Source organism: Halalkalibacter okhensis, assembly GCF_000787375.1.
Lineage (GTDB): Bacteria > Bacillota > Bacilli > Bacillales > Bacillaceae_D > Halalkalibacter > Halalkalibacter okhensis.
In genome coordinates this window covers 18,962-37,018 of sequence record NZ_JRJU01000018.1, presented here as the reverse complement: position 1 = coordinate 37,018, position 18,057 = coordinate 18,962, and the positions used below count along the sequence as shown (strand labels likewise).

At 37.1% G+C, this 18,057-nt stretch carries 15 protein-coding genes; 14 read left to right on the top strand and 1 reads right to left on the bottom strand.

The features are described from left to right. The first annotated feature begins 86 nt into the window (after positions 1–86). From LQ50_RS13690 to LQ50_RS13680, 4 genes are all read left to right on the top strand, one after another. A complete protein-coding gene (locus tag LQ50_RS13690; RefSeq protein WP_034630333.1) occupies positions 87–1,277 on the top strand; it encodes an NAD(P)-dependent malic enzyme in 1,191 nt (396 codons plus the stop codon). A 34-nt stretch (positions 1,278–1,311) separates the two neighbouring features. Then, complete coding sequence (locus LQ50_RS13685) at positions 1,312–2,643, top strand: 2-hydroxycarboxylate transporter family protein (protein WP_202595380.1); 1,332 nt, start codon at positions 1,312–1,314, stop codon at positions 2,641–2,643. 208 nt (positions 2,644–2,851) lie between these two features. Next, the gene (locus LQ50_RS25455; RefSeq protein ID WP_161784684.1) at positions 2,852–3,019 is read left to right on the top strand and encodes a hypothetical protein; all 168 of its coding nucleotides are present in this window, start codon (positions 2,852–2,854) and stop codon (positions 3,017–3,019) included. Positions 3,020–3,154: 135 nt separating this feature from the next. Beyond that, the gene (locus LQ50_RS13680; RefSeq protein WP_034630331.1) at positions 3,155–3,901 is read left to right on the top strand and encodes a GTP pyrophosphokinase; all 747 of its coding nucleotides are present in this window, start codon (positions 3,155–3,157) and stop codon (positions 3,899–3,901) included. A 107-nt stretch (positions 3,902–4,008) separates the two neighbouring features. Here LQ50_RS13680 and LQ50_RS13675 read toward each other — a convergent pair whose 3' ends face one another. Next, complete coding sequence (locus LQ50_RS13675; protein WP_237563713.1) at positions 4,009–5,217, bottom strand: chromate transporter; 1,209 nt, start codon at positions 5,215–5,217, stop codon at positions 4,009–4,011. 306 nt (positions 5,218–5,523) lie between these two features. Here LQ50_RS13675 and LQ50_RS13670 point away from each other — a divergent pair, with 306 nt between their 5' ends. The 10 genes from LQ50_RS13670 (at position 5,524) to LQ50_RS13625 (ending at position 17,988) form a co-directional block, all read left to right on the top strand. Beyond that, complete coding sequence (locus LQ50_RS13670; protein ID WP_034630328.1) at positions 5,524–5,850, top strand: hypothetical protein; 327 nt, start codon at positions 5,524–5,526, stop codon at positions 5,848–5,850. A gap of 200 nt (positions 5,851–6,050) precedes the next feature. After that, positions 6,051–7,643: an ATP-binding protein gene (locus LQ50_RS13665; protein ID WP_237563712.1), complete on the top strand. Its 1,593-nt coding sequence runs from the start codon at positions 6,051–6,053 to the stop codon at positions 7,641–7,643. After that, the gene (locus tag LQ50_RS13660) at positions 7,636–8,295 is read left to right on the top strand and encodes a response regulator (protein ID WP_034630322.1); all 660 of its coding nucleotides are present in this window, start codon (positions 7,636–7,638) and stop codon (positions 8,293–8,295) included. The genes LQ50_RS13665 and LQ50_RS13660 overlap by 8 nt, the downstream gene beginning before the upstream one ends. 189 nt (positions 8,296–8,484) lie before the next feature. After that, a complete protein-coding gene (locus LQ50_RS13655) occupies positions 8,485–10,128 on the top strand; it encodes an SLC13 family permease (protein ID WP_034630319.1) in 1,644 nt (547 codons plus the stop codon). A 120-nt stretch (positions 10,129–10,248) separates the two neighbouring features. Further along, entirely contained in the window at positions 10,249–11,307 is a 1,059-nt protein-coding gene (locus tag LQ50_RS13650; protein ID WP_034630317.1) for a tartrate dehydrogenase, read from the top strand. Between the two features lie 254 nt (positions 11,308–11,561). Next, positions 11,562–12,434, top strand: a complete 873-nt coding sequence (locus tag LQ50_RS13645) for a carbohydrate ABC transporter permease (protein ID WP_373279206.1) — start codon at positions 11,562–11,564, stop codon at positions 12,432–12,434. Next, the gene (locus LQ50_RS13640; RefSeq protein WP_034630311.1) at positions 12,434–13,255 is read left to right on the top strand and encodes a carbohydrate ABC transporter permease; all 822 of its coding nucleotides are present in this window, start codon (positions 12,434–12,436) and stop codon (positions 13,253–13,255) included. The genes LQ50_RS13645 and LQ50_RS13640 overlap by 1 nt, the downstream gene beginning before the upstream one ends. 80 nt (positions 13,256–13,335) lie before the next feature. Then, a complete protein-coding gene (locus LQ50_RS13635; protein ID WP_034630308.1) occupies positions 13,336–14,631 on the top strand; it encodes an ABC transporter substrate-binding protein in 1,296 nt (431 codons plus the stop codon). Between the two features lie 95 nt (positions 14,632–14,726). Then, on the top strand, positions 14,727–16,499 hold the full coding sequence (locus LQ50_RS13630; RefSeq protein ID WP_034630306.1) for a cache domain-containing sensor histidine kinase: 1,773 nt from the start codon (positions 14,727–14,729) through the stop codon (positions 16,497–16,499). Further along, a complete protein-coding gene (locus LQ50_RS13625; RefSeq protein WP_034630305.1) occupies positions 16,477–17,988 on the top strand; it encodes a response regulator transcription factor in 1,512 nt (503 codons plus the stop codon). The genes LQ50_RS13630 and LQ50_RS13625 overlap by 23 nt, the downstream gene beginning before the upstream one ends. The last annotated feature ends 69 nt before the right edge of the window (positions 17,989–18,057 follow it).

Here is an 18,057-nt window from a genome sequence, read left to right as displayed (position 1 = left end):
AGTTTCTTAAGTTTCATAAACTGTCACAAATTATTCGAATTTATTAAACTATTGGTTGAAACCGATTACAAATAGGAGGACTGAAAATGAAGCATAAAAACTTAAAAGAACAAGCCATTCAATTACACCGTCAACATGCGGGAAAAATAGAAGTTGTAAGTAAAGTAGAAATTAATAGTGAAGCAGAGTTAAGTCTAGTTTATACGCCAGGAGTAGGGGATGTTTGTAAGGAAATTGAAAAGAACCCACATGAAATCAACCATCTAACTTCTAGAGGAAACATGGTAGCCGTAGTGACAGATGGAACGGCTGTACTAGGTTTAGGCGATATTGGACCAGGTGCTGCGATGCCTGTGATGGAAGGAAAGTGTATGCTGTTTAAGAACTTTGCTAATATTGATGCTTTTCCAATATGCTTAGATACAAAAAATGTAGATGAAATTGTCGCAACTGTGAAAGCGCTACAACCTACATTTGCGGGGATTAACTTAGAAGATATTTCTGCTCCACGCTGTTTTGAAATTGAGGATAGGTTGAAGAAAGACCTTGATATTCCAGTGTTCCACGATGATCAACATGGAACAGCGATTGTTGTGTTAGCTGGGCTCATAAACGGGTTAAAAGTAGTTGGAAAACAAATGAAAGCGGTCAAAATCGTTATAAATGGTGCAGGAGCTGCTGGAATCTCGATTGCTAAGTTACTTTTACATGCAGGATTCACAAATATTACACTTGTTAGTTTAGAAGGAGTTGTTAATCAAAGTGAAGGCTGGTTAAATTCTAGCCAACTGCAGATTGCTAAAGTGACGAATAGAGAGAATGTAAGAGGGACATTGAAAGATGCCATATTACATGCAGATGTATTTATAGGGGTATCTGGACCAGCAGCACTAAAGGCAGAATATGTGAAGAGTATGGCGAAGGATCCGATTGTTTTTGCGATGGCTAATCCAATTCCTGAGATTTATCCTGAAGAAGCTCTTGCAGCCGGGGCAAAAGTTGTTGGAACAGGACGTTCAGATTATCCAAATCAAATCAATAATTTACTAGCATTCCCAGGTATTTTTAGAGGAGCAATAGATTCTCAAGCATCAGATATCACAACAGATATGAAAATTGCAGCGGCATTTGCAATTGCAAACGTGATACCTGAAAAAGAATTAAGCCCGGAATATGTCATTCCGAATGCACTAAATAAAGAAGTTCCAAAGGTTGTTGCAGAAGCTGTTGCAAAATCAGCTTTAGAAAAAGATCGGGTAACAATTAAATCAAGTTAAATAATAGGATTTGTATAGAGGGGAAGTGAGGAGCTTGGAGCAAACAGCTAGAAAGCTAGAGAATAAAGAGATAACAAGTAATGAATCAAAAATATATGATCTGAATCCAAACAAACAAGTAAAAATAATGGGGCTGCCCATTTTATGGTTTGCTATCTTTTTAGTCACTACAATTGTAACCGTTTATACGGGTACGTTGCCAACTGGGATGATTGGGAGTTTGCTAGTAATGGTTGTCTTCGGTGAAGCGCTGGGGTGGCTTGGCGACCGCCTGCCTATTATTAAATCTTACTTAGGCGGTGGAGCGATTGTAGCGATCTTTGGTTCGGCTTACATGGTATACAGTGGGATCTTACCAGAAAGTGTATCTGCTGGTGTTGATGAGTTCATGACAGCAGGTGGCTTCTTAGACTTTTACATTGCCGCGTTAATAACGGGTAGTATTTTAGGAATGAATTCAAAGGTACTTGTGAAAATCGGGGCTCGTTATTTTGTTCCAATCATTGGAGCGGTTATCGGTGCGATGCTAATAGCTGGATTAGTTGGGTTCCTTATTGGCTTTTCGGTTCAAGATGCAGTATTGGTCATTGCCTTACCAATCTTAGGTGGTGGAATGGGGGCTGGGGCGATTCCGATGGCGCAAGTGTATTCCGAATTCTTAGGGAACCCGCCCAGCTATTATATCTCCATCTTAGTACCTGCATTGGCCCTCGGGAATGTATTTGCTATTGTATTTGCAAGCCTTTTAAATAGCTTAGGAAATAAGGTTCCTTCTTTATCAGGGAATGGACAGTTGATTCCTGGGTTTACATTGGAAGAAAAGAAATCAACATTTGATATTTCTAAAATGGGAATAGGATTATTAGCTGCATTGTTATTCTTTGCATGTGGACACTTATTAGGAGCCATAGTCCCGCTTCATCCATATGCATTAATGATTATTTTAGTAGCCATTGCCAAAATTGCTAATCTCATTCCAGGTAACGTCGTGGAAGGGGCAAGCCAGTGGTATCAATTTGTTGCTAAAACGTGGACACTTGCCTTATTATTTGGAATTGGAGTAGCGTTTACGGATCTAAATGCGGTGCTTGCTGCATTAAGTATCCAATATGTATTACTAGTAGCCGGTGTTGTGTTTGGGGCCGTAATAGGTGCAGCACTTCTTGGAAGAATAGTTGGCTTTTATCCAATTGAATCAGCCATTTCAGCTGGTTTATGCATGGCTAATATGGGAGGAACAGGGGATGTTGCCGTATTATCAGCAGCAAAACGAATGCAACTAATGCCATTTGCACAAATTGCATCAAGGCTTGGTGGTGCATTAATCTTATTGTTAGCCGGTTTAATCATACCGTTATTTCTTTAAAAGTGTGGATATAAATAAATGCGCCTTTTCCTTTGGAAAGGCGTGTTATTTGTTTTTAAGGTAGTTAGAATTAGCTTCTTAATTGTGGAGCAATTTGTGAATTTTATCTAATTTCATGGAATACAGGTACATTTCATATTCAGTTCATAATTATTTTTTATACTACAAATGTAGCAACCGATCGAATAATTTCAGAGGATGGTAATCCATGAATATTGCTGATATGACCGATAATAGAAAAAATGAAAAGAGAAATATAATTAGTAGCAGGGCTGACTTTAAGCGTACAAAATCAATTAGAGTAATTGTTGAGGAATTGAATAATCAAGGGATAAATGCCCAGTTGTGTAAAAGGAATCGATATGTAAATCCGTAATTGTCATAAATCCACTTTTTTTTAGTCTAATAAGGGAATGTCGTTATAACGATGACGTGGCTTGGATCTTAAGCTGATGCTAATATGAGAATAACGTTTAATGATTTACGCGCAAACGGTGAGGAGTCAATCAAAATGGCAGCAAAGCCTGAATGGAATATAGAGCAAATCAAATTATTAAAAACAGAACTTACGAGATTTATGATGTCTTATAAATTTGCATTAGATGAACTAAATACAAAAATTGATATTTTAAAGCAAGAGTTTCACTATATTCATGACTATAATCCAATTGAACATGTGAAATCACGAGTGAAGTCACCCGAAAGTATCTTAAAAAAAGTGTATAAAAAAGGGTACCCTCTGTCTCTTAATGTTATTAAAGAAAATATTAAGGACATAGCAGGGATTCGCATCACTTGCTCTTTTATATCAGATATCTATGAATTGAGTAACATGCTTCAAAATCAACAAGATCTAAAAGTGATAGAAGTAAAAGATTACATTAAACACCCGAAACCAAATGGATATCAGAGTTTGCATCTAGTGTTACAGATTCCTATTTTTATGTCTGACCGAGTAGAAGAGGTTTGCGTTGAAGTTCAAATTAGAACGATTGCCATGGACTTTTGGGCTAGTTTAGAGCACAAAATTTATTATAAATACAATCAAACCGTTCCACAGCACTTGGTGGATGAATTGAAAGAGGCAGCTGAATCAGCAGCAAAATTAGATAAAAAGATGGAGGGTATTCACAGGGAAGTGAATAAGTTAAAAGAAGTGACTAGCAATGAAAGTCATATAAAAGAGCTCTTTATTGATAATGAGCGCTTTGATTTGCCATATGAATTACTAACGCCATTTATGAAGAACAATAGTTAGTTGCAATGAAGGGCGAATCTAAATTTATCAGAGTAAAGGGATAAAGTAAGGGAGAAGGGGTGTCTAAAAAGGTCTGAATATTGATCTTTTTAGACATCCCTTCTTTATTAAATAAATGATAAGAAAAATCCACCTAACGCACCAGTCACAACTATTACCCAAGGCGGGAGCTTCCAGAATACCAGCATGCTAAATAGCACGGCTGCAAAAGCAAAATCAACTGCGGACAAAATGGAGCTCGTCCAAATTGGATGATAAAGGGCGGAAATTAAAATACCGACTACGGCAGCATTCACACCCATTAAAGCTCCTTTAATTTTAGGATTTTTGCGCAAGGTATTCCAAAATGGCAATGTTCCTAAAATGAGAAGGAAGGCTGGTAAGAAAATAGCAATGGTCGCAAGCAATCCTCCTTGCCAACCATTAATTACTGTACCAATATAGGCAGCAAATGTAAATAGTGGCCCTGGTACTGCTTGAGCTGCACCGTACCCTGCAAGGAATGCTTCTTCACTTAGCCAACCAGTTGGTACAAATTCACGCTCAAGTAATGGCAACACAACATGACCTCCACCAAATACAAGCGAACCAGCACGGTAGAAACTATCAAACATCGCAATCCAGTTTAGGTTCGTTGCTTCTCTTAGAAGTGGAAGGGCAATAAGCAATCCAAAAAATAAGGTTAAACAAATAACGGCAAATCGATGGGAAATAGGGAAATGGCTCTTATCTGAGTGATCATCTAATGTATGATGTTTGTAAATGAGAAATCCAACCAATCCAGCTACAATAATAACCCCAACTTGTGTAAAAGCCGTTTGCCACAACAACGTGACAACAACAGCAAATAAGGCAATCGTTTTTCTTTTTACATCGGGTGTCAAATTTTTCGCCATCCCTAAAATGGCGTGAGCTACAACCACTACAGCGACAATCTTCAGCCCATGAATCCAGCCAGCATCGGTAATACCAAAGCTGTGAAGCACTAAAGCAAAGATGATTAAAGCAAGGACAGACGGTAAGGTGAACCCTATAAATGAGACAACCCCGCCTAATACTCCAGCACGCATCACTCCTATTCCAATCCCTACTTGACTACTTGCGGGGCCTGGTAGGAACTGACATAGTGCTACCAAATCAGCATAACTTTTTTCATCCATCCATTTTCTTCGACGAACATATTCGTCATGAAAGTACCCTAGGTGAGCAATTGGACCACCAAATGAAGTGAATCCAAGCCTTGTAGAAACAAGGAGTATTTCTAATAAACGTTTTATCCAGCTTCCGTTTTGATTTAATTCGTTAATCGTTACCACCTGCTTTAATCGAGCGAAATTTAGTAGAAAAAATCAATAATATAAACTTATCAAGAAAGCCAGAGATAAGCAATGAACCATTTTAAACTTAATAATTCCTTTACAATGTATGTATAGTTTTCCGGGTCGTGTTTTACTTGTTTGTCTCTGTATGAAATACAACATTCGAAAATTGAGACAATCTCCTATCACCTTCTGTGTGGACATTTATACAATATAAAAACGACTTACCTTTTTGAATGAACTATTGGGAGTGTTTGTTTATAAAAATGTCGAATGTTTATTACAGTGGAAGGAGAATGTCAAATGTATTATGCACGCTTAGTAGAATATCGATTAGGAGTAGAACAACGAAGAATAGCTGAAAGAATTACCCAAAAGTTCGATAAAATGAGTAGGGGGTTAATCGGATTCAGGGGAAATGTGTATTTCTTTGACTCTGATACAGGTGAATACAAAGCCTTGAATTATTGGAACTCAAAATTAGATGCGGAAGAGGCGCAAAAATTATTGTTTCCCAAATTGGTAGAGGAACTACAGAAAGTGACAAATGAGGAGCCAAGTTATAAAATATTTGAAGTGTACGATCCAACCGATGATATAGATTTGTTGTCATCCCATACAAATCTGTAAATAAAAGTTAAAGAAGCCTTATACGTTGGTGTAAGGCTTTTTAAAATCGAAAAAAGGTACGAGATGAAATGATTTACTTTTTACTTACATATATAGCAAAATATTTGTATCGATTCTTTTAAATTTACAAGTAGGTCCTATAATATTAATAAGGGAATAAAACAAATTACGTTTTTAAGTTAGGATGAAGGATGAAACGAATGAAAATCAGTTTACGAGTGAAGATGCTTATTATGTCTTTTGTGATTGTTACTTCTTCTGTTATGACAATTGGTTGGAATATGATTCATAATATTACGGATGCATTTGAAAAAGAAATTGGAGAACGTGCCATTGCTATTGCAAGGACGGTGGCGCAAATGCCTGATATAGTGCAGCATGTTGGGGTAGATGGTGGGGAAGTAACCATTCAACCAATTGCTGAGAGGACAAGAAAAGCAACGAATGTTGATTATATCGTCATTATTGATATGAACAGTATTCGTTACTCTCATCCTAATGAAGAATTAATTGGAGAAACGTTTGTCGGTGGGGATGAATTGGAGGCGTTATCTAATCGTGAATATCTATCGATCGCTCAAGGAACATTAGGCAATGCGACAAGAGCATTTGTACCAATTATGGATGACGAAGAAGCAGAGCAAGTTGGGGTAGCTGTTGTTGGGATTTTAACACCGACCCTTCAGGCGATCATAACAACCTATAGTCGGGATATTTTTACTGCTCTTATTTGGGGGTTACTAATTGGTTTAGTCGGTTCCCTCCTTTTGGCTCGTAGTGTAAAAAAACAAACGTTTGGACTTGAACCATACGAAATTGCAAAATTAGTAGAAGAGCGTTCAGCCGTAATGCAGGCAATGAATATAGGGATTATAGCATTAGATGAAAATGGGCAGATCACTTTTATGAATCGCTTAGCGAAGAGGTATATTCAAGGGGAGAAAAGTAAGTTCTTATCGCTTCTAGAAAAAATATTTCACATACCGTGTGCAGAACAATTGACGAATGATCAACAAGAACTGATGATCAATCGGAATGTTGTTTACTTTGATAAGAACTATCTTATTTCAATGTATCCCATCTATGTAAAAGCAAATTTTACAGGAACATTAGTTACAATGATTGATCGAACGGATGCAACACGTTTAGCAGAGGAGTTAACGGGTGTAAAGGCATTAGTCGATGCGCTCAGAGCACAGAATCATGAATATATGAATAAACTTCATAGTATTGCTGGCCTTATCCAGTTAGAACGTACAGATGATGCACTAGATATTATTATAGATGAAACAGTCGATGAGGAAAGTATAATCTTATTTCTTAAGGAACGCTTTACGGATTATTCTGTTTCTGGTCTGTTACTTGGAAAACGCTCAAGAGCAAAAGAGCTAGGGATTACATTTTCAATTGATTCTAATAGCTATCTAACTGAACAATATGGTAGCCTTAGTTCAGGAGAAATGGTTACAATCATTGGGAATTTAATCGAAAATGCTTTTGAGTCTTTTGGAAATACAGCAGATAAAAAAATAGTTGAATGTCTAATTAAAATAGATAATAACCATCTATTGATTCGAGTAACTGATAACGGCAGAGGAATGACCAAAGAAATTCAAGAAAAGATTCTCATGTATGGTTTTAGTACAAAAGATAAAGAAGGTCGAGGAATTGGACTGGCACTCGTTCAACAAATTGTTTCAGCTCATAACGGCAACATTTCAGTTGATTCAGAAGAAGGGCAGGGAACAGAGATAATGATAGAAGCTAAAAAAGTGAGGGAAATGGATGATTAAAGTCTTTATTGTTGAAGATGATCCAATGGTACTAGAAGTGAATAGTAGCTTTTTAGCAAAGGTTCCACCATTTCATCTATGTGGTACGGCTACAAATGGAGCGGATGCAGAAAATGGGATTCTTGAGAAAAAGCCAGATGTCGTCTTAATGGATATGTTTTTACCCGATAAATCAGGGCTAGATGTGTTAAAGTCGCTTCGCAATCAAGAGGTTGAATGTGACGTCATTATGATTACAGCTGCAAAAGATGCAGCTACCATTCAGGAAGTATTTCGGCTAGGTGCTGTTGATTATTTAGTTAAGCCTTTTCGGTTTGAACGCTTTAAAACGGCATTAGAAACATATCAGAAGATGTGGCATAAGTTAACTCATTTGCCTTCTTTGAGTCAATCAGACATTGATGAATTGAAGCAGATTAAGCAGCGGGATCAGACGTTACCAAAGGGATTAAGTGAGACAACGATGAAGCAGATTTTATTGAAGCTCATAGACCAACCTGAACCAGTAACGGCTGAGCAATTAGCATCTTCACTTGGAATGGCGCGAGTCACTGTAAGGAGATATCTAGAACATTTAGAGCAAATGGAAAAAATCCAAGTACAAATAAAATATGGAAGTGTCGGACGCCCAAGTCATTATTATTTTGTCTAATGATTTGGGTGTTTTTAGTATGGATTTTTAGAAAGGTGCACTGCGGAGATCAAAAAGACCAAAAAGAGCAGTAAGCACTTTTTATTGTTGTAAATTTGAAAGCGCTTTATAATCAGAATAATTAAACAACCAGGTAGTATGTTCTGTTTGGTTGACGATTTAGCTCAAATTTAGATAGGGGGAATTTAGATGAGGTCCAGTATTGTTTCAGTTTGGAACCAATTGTGGCATTCACATAACCAATCCAAAAAGCTTCTTTTGTTTTCTTTACCAGTGAGAACTAATAAAAAATTGAATGTGGTTGAACAGGATAAGAGTGAGTCTGATCAACAAAAACCTCCAAGTTATAAACCCTCGCAAAAGGTGGGGTTGATCCTAGGTCCATTACTCTTTTTCGCTGTTGTTCTTTTCTTCTTTCCGGAAGGATTAAGTTATGAAGGACGAATGGTTTTAGCTACAACTTTATGGGTGGCAACGTGGTGGATCACTGAAGCGATTCCCATTCCAGCTACGTCGCTTTTGCCAATTATTTTATTACCTATTACGGGAGCACTAAATGGGGATACCGTAACCGCTGCTTATGGAAACCCAATTATTTTCTTATTCTTAGGTGGATTTCTTATTGCACTTGCGATGGAGAGATGGAATCTTCATAAACGAATTGCGCTAAATATTATTTCGTTTATTGGTACGAGTCCAGCGCGCATTGTTTTTGGTTTTATGGCTGCGACAGGCTTTTTGTCTATGTGGGTATCAAACACGGCGGCTGTTATGATGATGCTTCCGATTGGAACGGCGATTACGTATCAAGTCGCACAAGCCTTTAAAAATAAAGAACATTTGGCAAAGGAAGAAGAAAAGTTTTCGAAGGTTTTAATTTTTGGTATTGGTTATGCGGGGACTATTGGTGGATTAGGTACGTTAATTGGTACACCGCCTAATATTATTCTTGCAGCAACTGTACAAGAGCTGTTCGGCGTTCAAATTTCTTTTGCTTCATGGTTATTCTTTGCGGCGCCGATTGTAGTTATTTTATTAATTAGTAGTTGGTTGTTCTTGACTAAGGTAGCTCACCCAATGAAGTTAAAGGAGTTACCTGGAGGAAAGTCGCTTATTGAAAACGAAAAGAAGAAGCTTGGAAAAATTAGCTTTGAAGAGACTGCGGTTTTAATTGTATTTATATTTGCTGCTTTCATGTGGATTACAAGAACGTTTTTGTGGGAAGGGCAAATTATGACCATTCCAGGTCTTAATGATACGATGATTGCAATATTTGCCGCAGCGTTATTGTTTCTCATTCCTTCTATTAATAAAGGAGGGCGCATACTAGATTGGAATGTATCTAGAGATGTTCCTTGGGGAATTTTGCTGCTATTTGGTGGAGGTTTAGCCATTGCGGCCGGGTTCCGTGAATCAGGTTTGGCTGATTGGATCGGTGGACAATTAACGGTTTTAGAAGGTGTGAATTTCATCTTAATCATTGCTCTTACAACAGCTCTTGTATTGTTCTTAACTGAAATTACTTCTAATACAGCAACGGCAACGATGATTTTACCAGTATTAGCTGCTTTGGGATTAGCACTTGGAATTCACCCTTTTGCTTTAATGGTTCCAGCAGCAATTGCAGCAAACTGTGCTTTTATGTTACCTGTAGGAACACCACCGAATGCGATTATATTTGCTTCAGGTAAATTGAGAATCATTGAGATGGTGAAAAATGGGTTTTGGATTAACATCTTGTCCATCGTGTTGATCACATTGGCAGTATACTTCTTACTTCCAGTGTTATGGGGTGTTGACTTAACGGTTTATCCTTCGGAGTTTAGATCTTAAGTTACGACCTTAAAAAAGGAAACTACAAAGATAGAAAGGGATAGAGTATAGCTGCTCATAATATGTATGTATTATGAAACTAGAATCTATCCCTTTATGGTTATGGAGGAGAGAGTGCATATGAAAAAGCTAAAAATTTCAGTAATACCTGGGGATGGGATTGGTAAGGAAGTCGTCCCTGAAACGTTACGAGTTCTAGATACATTAGCTGATCTTCATGGGGGAGTAACATTTCAATATGAAAATCATCCGTGGAGTTGTGAATATTACCTTGAACACAGCGTGATGATGCCTGATGATGGGATGGCAAGGTTACATCAAACGGATGCGATTTATTTAGGGGCTGTTGGGAATCCGAAGCTTGTTCCTGATCATGTTTCTCTGTGGGGTCTTTTAATTAAGATTCGCCGTGAGTGTGAACAAGTGATTAACATTCGTCCTGCTCAATATATTGAAGGAGTCAAATCACCATTAGCCGAACCGAACCATTTTGATTTTGTCGTTGTTCGTGAAAATAGCGAAGGAGAATATAGTGAAGTAGGAGGTAGAATTCACAGCGGGGATGACGAGATTGCGATCCAAAATGCTATCTTCACTCGTAAGGCAACGGAAAGAACGATTCGTTATGCGTTTGATTTGGCGCAGAAACGAAGAGGACGGGTTACAAGTGCAACGAAATCAAATGGGATTGTTCATAGCATGCCATTTTGGGATCAAGTTTTTCACGAGGTTGGTCATGATTGGCCAACAATTGAAACGGAAACCAATCATATTGATGCTCTAGCTGCATTTTTGGTTTCAAAACCACAACATTTTGACGTGATTGTAGCGAGTAACTTATTTGGGGATATTCTAACTGATTTAGGAGCCTCGATCATGGGAAGTATCGGAATCGCCCCAGCTGCTAACATTAACCTGAATGGCAAGTATCCATCAATGTTTGAACCCGTACACGGCTCTGCACCGGATATTATTGGAACAGGAACTGCTAATCCAATCGGGCAGCTATGGACAGCACAAATGATGCTTGATCACCTAGGGCTAGAAGAGCTAGGTCAATTGTTATTAAGAGCCATCAAAGAAACAATTGGAGAGGGGATCAAAACAAGAGACCTTGGTGGAACAGCGAATACGAAAGAAGTGGTTGATCATATCATTGAAAAGCTACGATTATATTAAATATCCTTAATAACGCACGCATCTAGCCAAAGATGCGTGTTGTTTTTTGTAGGAAAAGTTAATTGAATTATTCATCATGTCACAATAGTACACCTTATACGTCAATATCGTTACTATTAACTCTTATTGCTTCATTCTATAATAAGAATCAAGAAAGCGGTTACAAAACAAGGTGGTGAGCATTGGTGGAATCAACTGTAGCAACGAAAAAAGCGAAAGCGGATTCAAAGGTAGAGAGTGCATCTACTAGAAAAGTGAAGCTAAAGAAAGTCTTGTCGTATGCGGCATTTGTAGGGCCTGCAATTTTATTTTTTATTGTTATTCAAATCATTCCATTTTTAATGGGCATCTATTATTCATTTACGTCGTGGAATGGAATTAGTTCTTCCATTGAGTGGGTAGGATTTGAGAATTACAAACGAATATTCACGAATGACCAACGGTTTTTTGACTCATTTCTCTTTACGACAAAGTTTATGTTTGCAGCCGTTTTGATTAGTAATATAATAGGTTTTTCGTTTGCATTGATCTTAAATACAGCTTTAAAGACGCGAAACTTATTAAGAACGGCATTCTTTATCCCAAATGTTATTGGTGGTTTATTATTAGGGTTTATCTGGCAGTTTATTTTTGTAAGAGGATTTGCAGCCATTGGAGAATTAACGAATATTTCTTTTTTCCTCAAGCCTTGGTTAGGGGATGCGACGACAGCTTTTTGGGGAATTGTGATCGTATTTGCTTGGCAAATCAGTGGATATATGATGGTTATCTATATCGCAGCATTGCAAGGAGTTGATACATCCTTACTTGAAGCAGCAAAAATCGATGGTGCCAATGCCTTTACGATGTTAAGAAAAATTATTATTCCATTGATACTTCCTGCGTTTACCATTTGTTTCTTTTTAACAATCTCTATGGCGTTTAAGATATTTGATTTGAATTTATCATTAACGGGTGGAGGGCCATTTAACTCTACTCAATCGGTTGCAATTAATATTTATCAAGAAGCCTTTACTAATAATAACTATGGCATAGGTTCCGCAAAGTCGATTTTATTCTTTTTAATTGTTGCCATTTTCACAACGGTTCAAGTTATGATTACGAAGAAGAAGGAGGTTGAGGCGTAGTGAAATATACGAAAAAAACGTTTGTTTTAGAAATTATCGCCATTTGTATCGCTATCGTCTTTCTCGTTCCTTTCTATTTCGTTATTGTTAACTCATTAAAAGGTTTCTCTGAAATTTTAATAGATGCTGCTGCATTACCAAGTGAATGGTTATTCTCAAACTATGTTAAGGTTTGGCAGATTCTAGACTTCCCAAGAGCGTTTTTTAACTCACTTGTTATTACCGTGTTCAGCAATATTGGTCTTGTTGTCATCAGTTCGATGGCTGCTTGGAAAATGGTTCGAACACCAGGGAAATTCAGTAAAATTTTGTTTGTCTTATTTGTATCTGCGATGGTGATCCCGTTCCAAACGGTCATGATTCCACTTGTCAAGCTAGGTGGGATGTTAGGGATTATGAATAGTATACCTGGAATCATTATCATGTACTTTGGCTTTGGAGTCCCGCTCTCCCTTTTCCTTTACCACGGATTTGTGAAAACGGTTCCGATTGAAGTGGAGGAGTCAGCGCGGATTGATGGGTGTTCGCAGTTTGGTCTCTTTTGGAGAATCGTGTTCCCGCTATTAAAGCCGATTACTGTAACAGTCATTATTTTAAATACACTATGGATTTGGAATGATTACTTGTTACCGCTTTTAGTATTACAAGATGCATCGCTAAGAACGATTCCACTTGCAACAAGTTCATTCTTTGCTCAATATACCAAACAGTGGGATATGGGATTAGCAGCATTAGTGCTTGGGATTACACCAGTGATTATTTTCTTCTTATTCTTACAAAAGCACATTATTAAAGGGATTGCTTCAGGTTCGATTAAGTAGAGTTGGTTACTAATTTTGTAGCAACTGCTGCAAAAAAGTATAAATAAGAAATTAAAATGGGGATTAGGGAGGCAATTACAATGAAACGTTTCTTAATGTTATGTGTGTCGATGTTGATGGCAGTTGGTCTGATCGCGGGTTGTTCATCAAATAATCAAGAGAGTTCTACTGATACTGCTGGAGGGGACAATACAGACTCAGGCAGTAGCGATGAGGTTGTAACATTAAATTTCTTCCAATTTAAAGTTGAGATTGCAGATCAGCTACAAGAAATGTTAAATGAATTTGAAGCTGAGCACCCAAATATTAAAGTCAAGCTTGAAACAGTTGGTGGTGGTGCCGATTATGGTGCAGCGTTAAAAGCGAAATTTGCTTCTGGAGAAAAACCAGATATCTTTAATAACGGTGGATTTAATGAGTTAGAACTTTGGAAAGAGCATTTAGCTGATCTTTCGAATGAGCCTTGGGTTGATCATTTATTACCAATTGGAACGGTACCGATGACCGATGAGGATGGAAATCTTTACGGAATGCCTGTTAACTTGGAAGGCTATGGATTTGCTTATAACAAAGATTTGTTTGAACAAGCGGGTATTACCGAAGTTCCAACAACGATGTCTGAATTGCAAGCTGCAGTAGAAAAGTTAGAGGAAAATGGAATTACCGCTTTTGCAGCTGGTTATGGTGAGTGGTGGGTAATTGGTCAACATTTATTAAACATCCCATTTGCACAACAAGATGACCCTGCTGCTTTTATTGAAGGATTATCTGAAGGAACAGAAACATTTGTTGGAAACAAGCATTTTGAAGAATTTAAGCAAGTGATTGACACGGAAATCGCTTATGGAAATGCAAATCCGTTAACAACGGACTATAATACACAAGTTACATTGTTTGCTTCAGGTGAAACAGCCATGCTTCAACAAGGAAACTGGACGGAGAATATGATTTACCAAATCAATCCTGATATGAATATGGCGTTTCTTCCAATTCCATTAAATGATGAAGCAGAAGCACATGCCATTCCAGTTGGCGTTCCAAATAACTGGGCTATTAACAAAAACTCAGAGAATCTAGAAGAAGCAAAATTATTGTTAGACTGGATGGTATCGTCTGAGACTGGTCAACGTTATATGACAGAAGAATTTGCCTTCATCCCTGCATTTGATAATATCGAACCATCAGGATTAGGCGCATTAGGAGAATCGATCCTTGAGTACTCTATGGCAGAGCAAACGATTCCTTGGACATGGTTCATGTGGCCAGATGGTGCCAACCAAGATTTTGCTGCAACGATTCAAGAATATGTAGCAGGACAAATTGAGTATGAAGAAGTATTAGAAAAATTCCAAGCTACATGGGACAGCTTAAAATAAAAAGTAGTTTTATAAATGTATGAAGCATATCTATACGTAGATATGCTTTCTGCTTTATACTCAAGGTAGAAATACAAGCTTCGGGGGAGATATCGTTGTTTAAAACAAGCATAAGAAATAAACTCATTGTTCTATTATTATTAATAACGATTATCCCTTTTGGTAGTTCAATTGTGGTGACCTATATTTATACAAAGGAATCATTGAAGGATCAAACAATAGAGGAAAATGTTAATTTGCTCTATCAAGGAAAGGTAAATATAGAAAACTATTTAAGAGAATTAAATAATTATACGTTGTCTTTTTATAGCAATCCTGATTTTATGAGTTATTTACGAAACACGTATAGTAACAATGATTATCTGTCGATGGGAACAGTGCACAACGTATTACGAGCTCTGTTATATAGTGATGATAGTATTACCCAAGTTAACATGGCTATTGTTAGCGATCAGCAGATGGTTTCATTGTCAAGACGATCTACGCTTGTTTATTCAAAGCAAGTAGATACGAATATCGAGGCTTATGAAAGGGCTAAAAACAACCCAAATAATATATTTATTGAATCAACAGACGATTCTATTTTGATTCACCGGGCATTTCGAAATGTGCCAGCAAGTCAGATTCTCGCCTATATTACGTTAGAGATTAGGCCAGGAAAAATAAATGAAATGAGTCATTACCTTTTTAACAACAGTACGGAAGAATTTTATATTATGACACCTGAAGCTGAATTCATTTATCATTCAACGATAGAAGAACTAAGCGATCAAAATAACAATTGGATTAATGAGATCATTGAGTCTGAGGAACAAAGTGGAACAATAGAGTGGAAAGATTCAACTTTTCAAGGTGTGGTCGTCTTTGATCGCCTTTCTGATGCTACCGGCAGTTGGCTACTGGTCAAAAGAATTCCGCATACTACTTTATATGAAAGCGCATACGGTGTTGCGGCCATTAATATATTATTTGGAGTTATCGGATTGATATTAGTTATTTTGGCAACTTTCTTTGTTTCCTTTAAAATAACGTCACCTATTAGAGTTCTTGTACAAAATATTAAGGAAGTTGAAAAAGGGAATATGCAAGTTCAGTTTCAATCACTTGGTAATGATGAGATTGGTCTATTAGGACAGAGATTTAAAATGATGATTGAAAAGATCAATCAACTCATTAATCGAGAATACAAGCTTGAACTCGAAAATAAAACAAATCAATTAAAAGTGCTGCATTCACAAATAAATCCACATTTTCTATATAACACCTTGCAATCTATTGGAACGATGGCGTTAAAAAGCAAAGTTCCAGAGGTGTATTCTTCTCTAACGGATTTATCACAAATCATGAGATATAGCATGAATATGGATGAAGATATCGTTCCATTAGAGAAAGAGATCAATTATACAAAATCGTACCTTCTCTTACAAAAGCAACGGTTTGGAGAAGATCTACATTATAGTGTAGAGGTAGAAGAAGATGCGCTAAACATTGAAGTGCCGAAGATGATCTTGCAGCCAATCATTGAGAACTATTTCAAGCACGGCTTTGATACGAGAGACAGACTAGGAGAAATTAAGATCATTTGTAAGAAGAAGGAATCTTATTTATTTATAGTTATTCGTGATAACGGTGTGGGAATACCTCAAACACGTTTAAAGGAAATACAGGATCACCTTTATCATAAGGTTCATACTGCAAAAGGCGGGTCGTCAATTGGTCTAAAAAATGTGTACGCTCGTCTCAAGCTTTATTATTCTGATCTGGTGAGTTTCAAAATTCAAAATCGCAGCTCAGGTGGGGTTCAAGTGACAATAAAGCTGCCGTTAGAATTGGAGGGTGATTTACATGAAAGCAATCATCGTGGATGATGAAAAACATGTTCGTGAAGGATTAATGCTCTTAGCAGAATGGGCAAAATTTGGCGTAGACACCATTATGGAAGCTGCAGATGGAAATGAAGCCATTCAATTAATTTCTGAGCATCAACCTGAAATTATTTTTACAGATATGAACATGCCAAGGTGTGATGGAATTAATTTATTAAAATGGATTCACTCATCCAATTTACATGCGAAAACGATCGTAGTAAGCGGCTATGATGATTTTAAATATACAAAACATGCGATTACCTATGGTGGGTTTGATTATCTATTAAAACCGATAAATCAAAATGAGCTGAATGAAGCGTTGGCTCGTGCTGTTACAGAATGGCATAAACAGAATCAAAATAGATTATCTATAAAAGAAAACGACAAAGTGATTTGGGATCACCTTCTTTCCAATGCACTAAACGAGGAGAAACTCTCAAGCCGTTTAATTGAGCAATTGGAAAGAGATTGCGGTCCACATATAGCGAAACAACCTTGTACGATTGCCATTCTACCAATGAAAATAGTTGTGGCATTGCATCATGAACGAGATGAAGAACGTATTTTTTCCTCCGTGTTATCTGTGTGTAATGAGATTCTTGGTCGTAAAGGTATAGCGTTTCGAAACATCAATAAGGAAGAGGAATTAGTCCTGCTGTTATGGGGACAAACAACTGCTAGGAATGTGATTCAAACCATTCATCAAAAATGGGGTTGCAAAATCATCGTTGGAGAGCCACATACTAGTTGCAAACAGGCATATGAATCTGCCAGCAACAAGTTAAAAAGTTATAATCTCTACAAGAATACGATACAAGGAGTGGATCCAATTCCATCAGTCTATCTTTTAGATTATTCAGAGGAAATCAAATGGGCGATTCAGAGTGGAAGTATAGAGCAAATGAACGAAATATTAGAGCGAATATTTTCCATCTTTGAAGAGAACGGATATTTATCCTTTGAACAGCTCCATGTTTGGGAATCACAATTTGCTATACTGAAAGAGCACTGGTTAAAAGAATACGAGCTTAAGAAGCGTGATTTATTGTACAAAGGAATTCATTATTGGAAACAGGGCGGTCGATTTTCCTTTGCGAAATTCAAGGATGAAAAGAAAAAGGAATTTCATCATCTGATCAAGATGGTATCAGGATGTAAGTTTCAAAAAGAAAAAAATAGCGTTCAAATGATTGAAGAATATATAAGAAAGAATTATCAAAAGGATATTAAGCTCCAGGAAATTGCTGAGCGCTTCTTTTTAAGTAGAGAGTATATTTCGAGAAAATTTAAGCAGGAATATGATGAGACGATCACCGATTATTTGATGAAGATTCGAATTGAGAAAGCAAAAGAATTACTCAAGAATCCATACTTAAAAATATATGAAATATCCGATTCGGTGGGTTATCAAAATGATAAATATTTTATTAAGGTTTTTAAAAAGAGGGAAGGGATTACTCCAAGTGAATTTAGGCATTCGTTAAGGTGAAAAGAAGGCAGTTAGAAATCGAACATGATAAAACCTGTGATCGTATTTTGGGAACTCCTAAATACAATC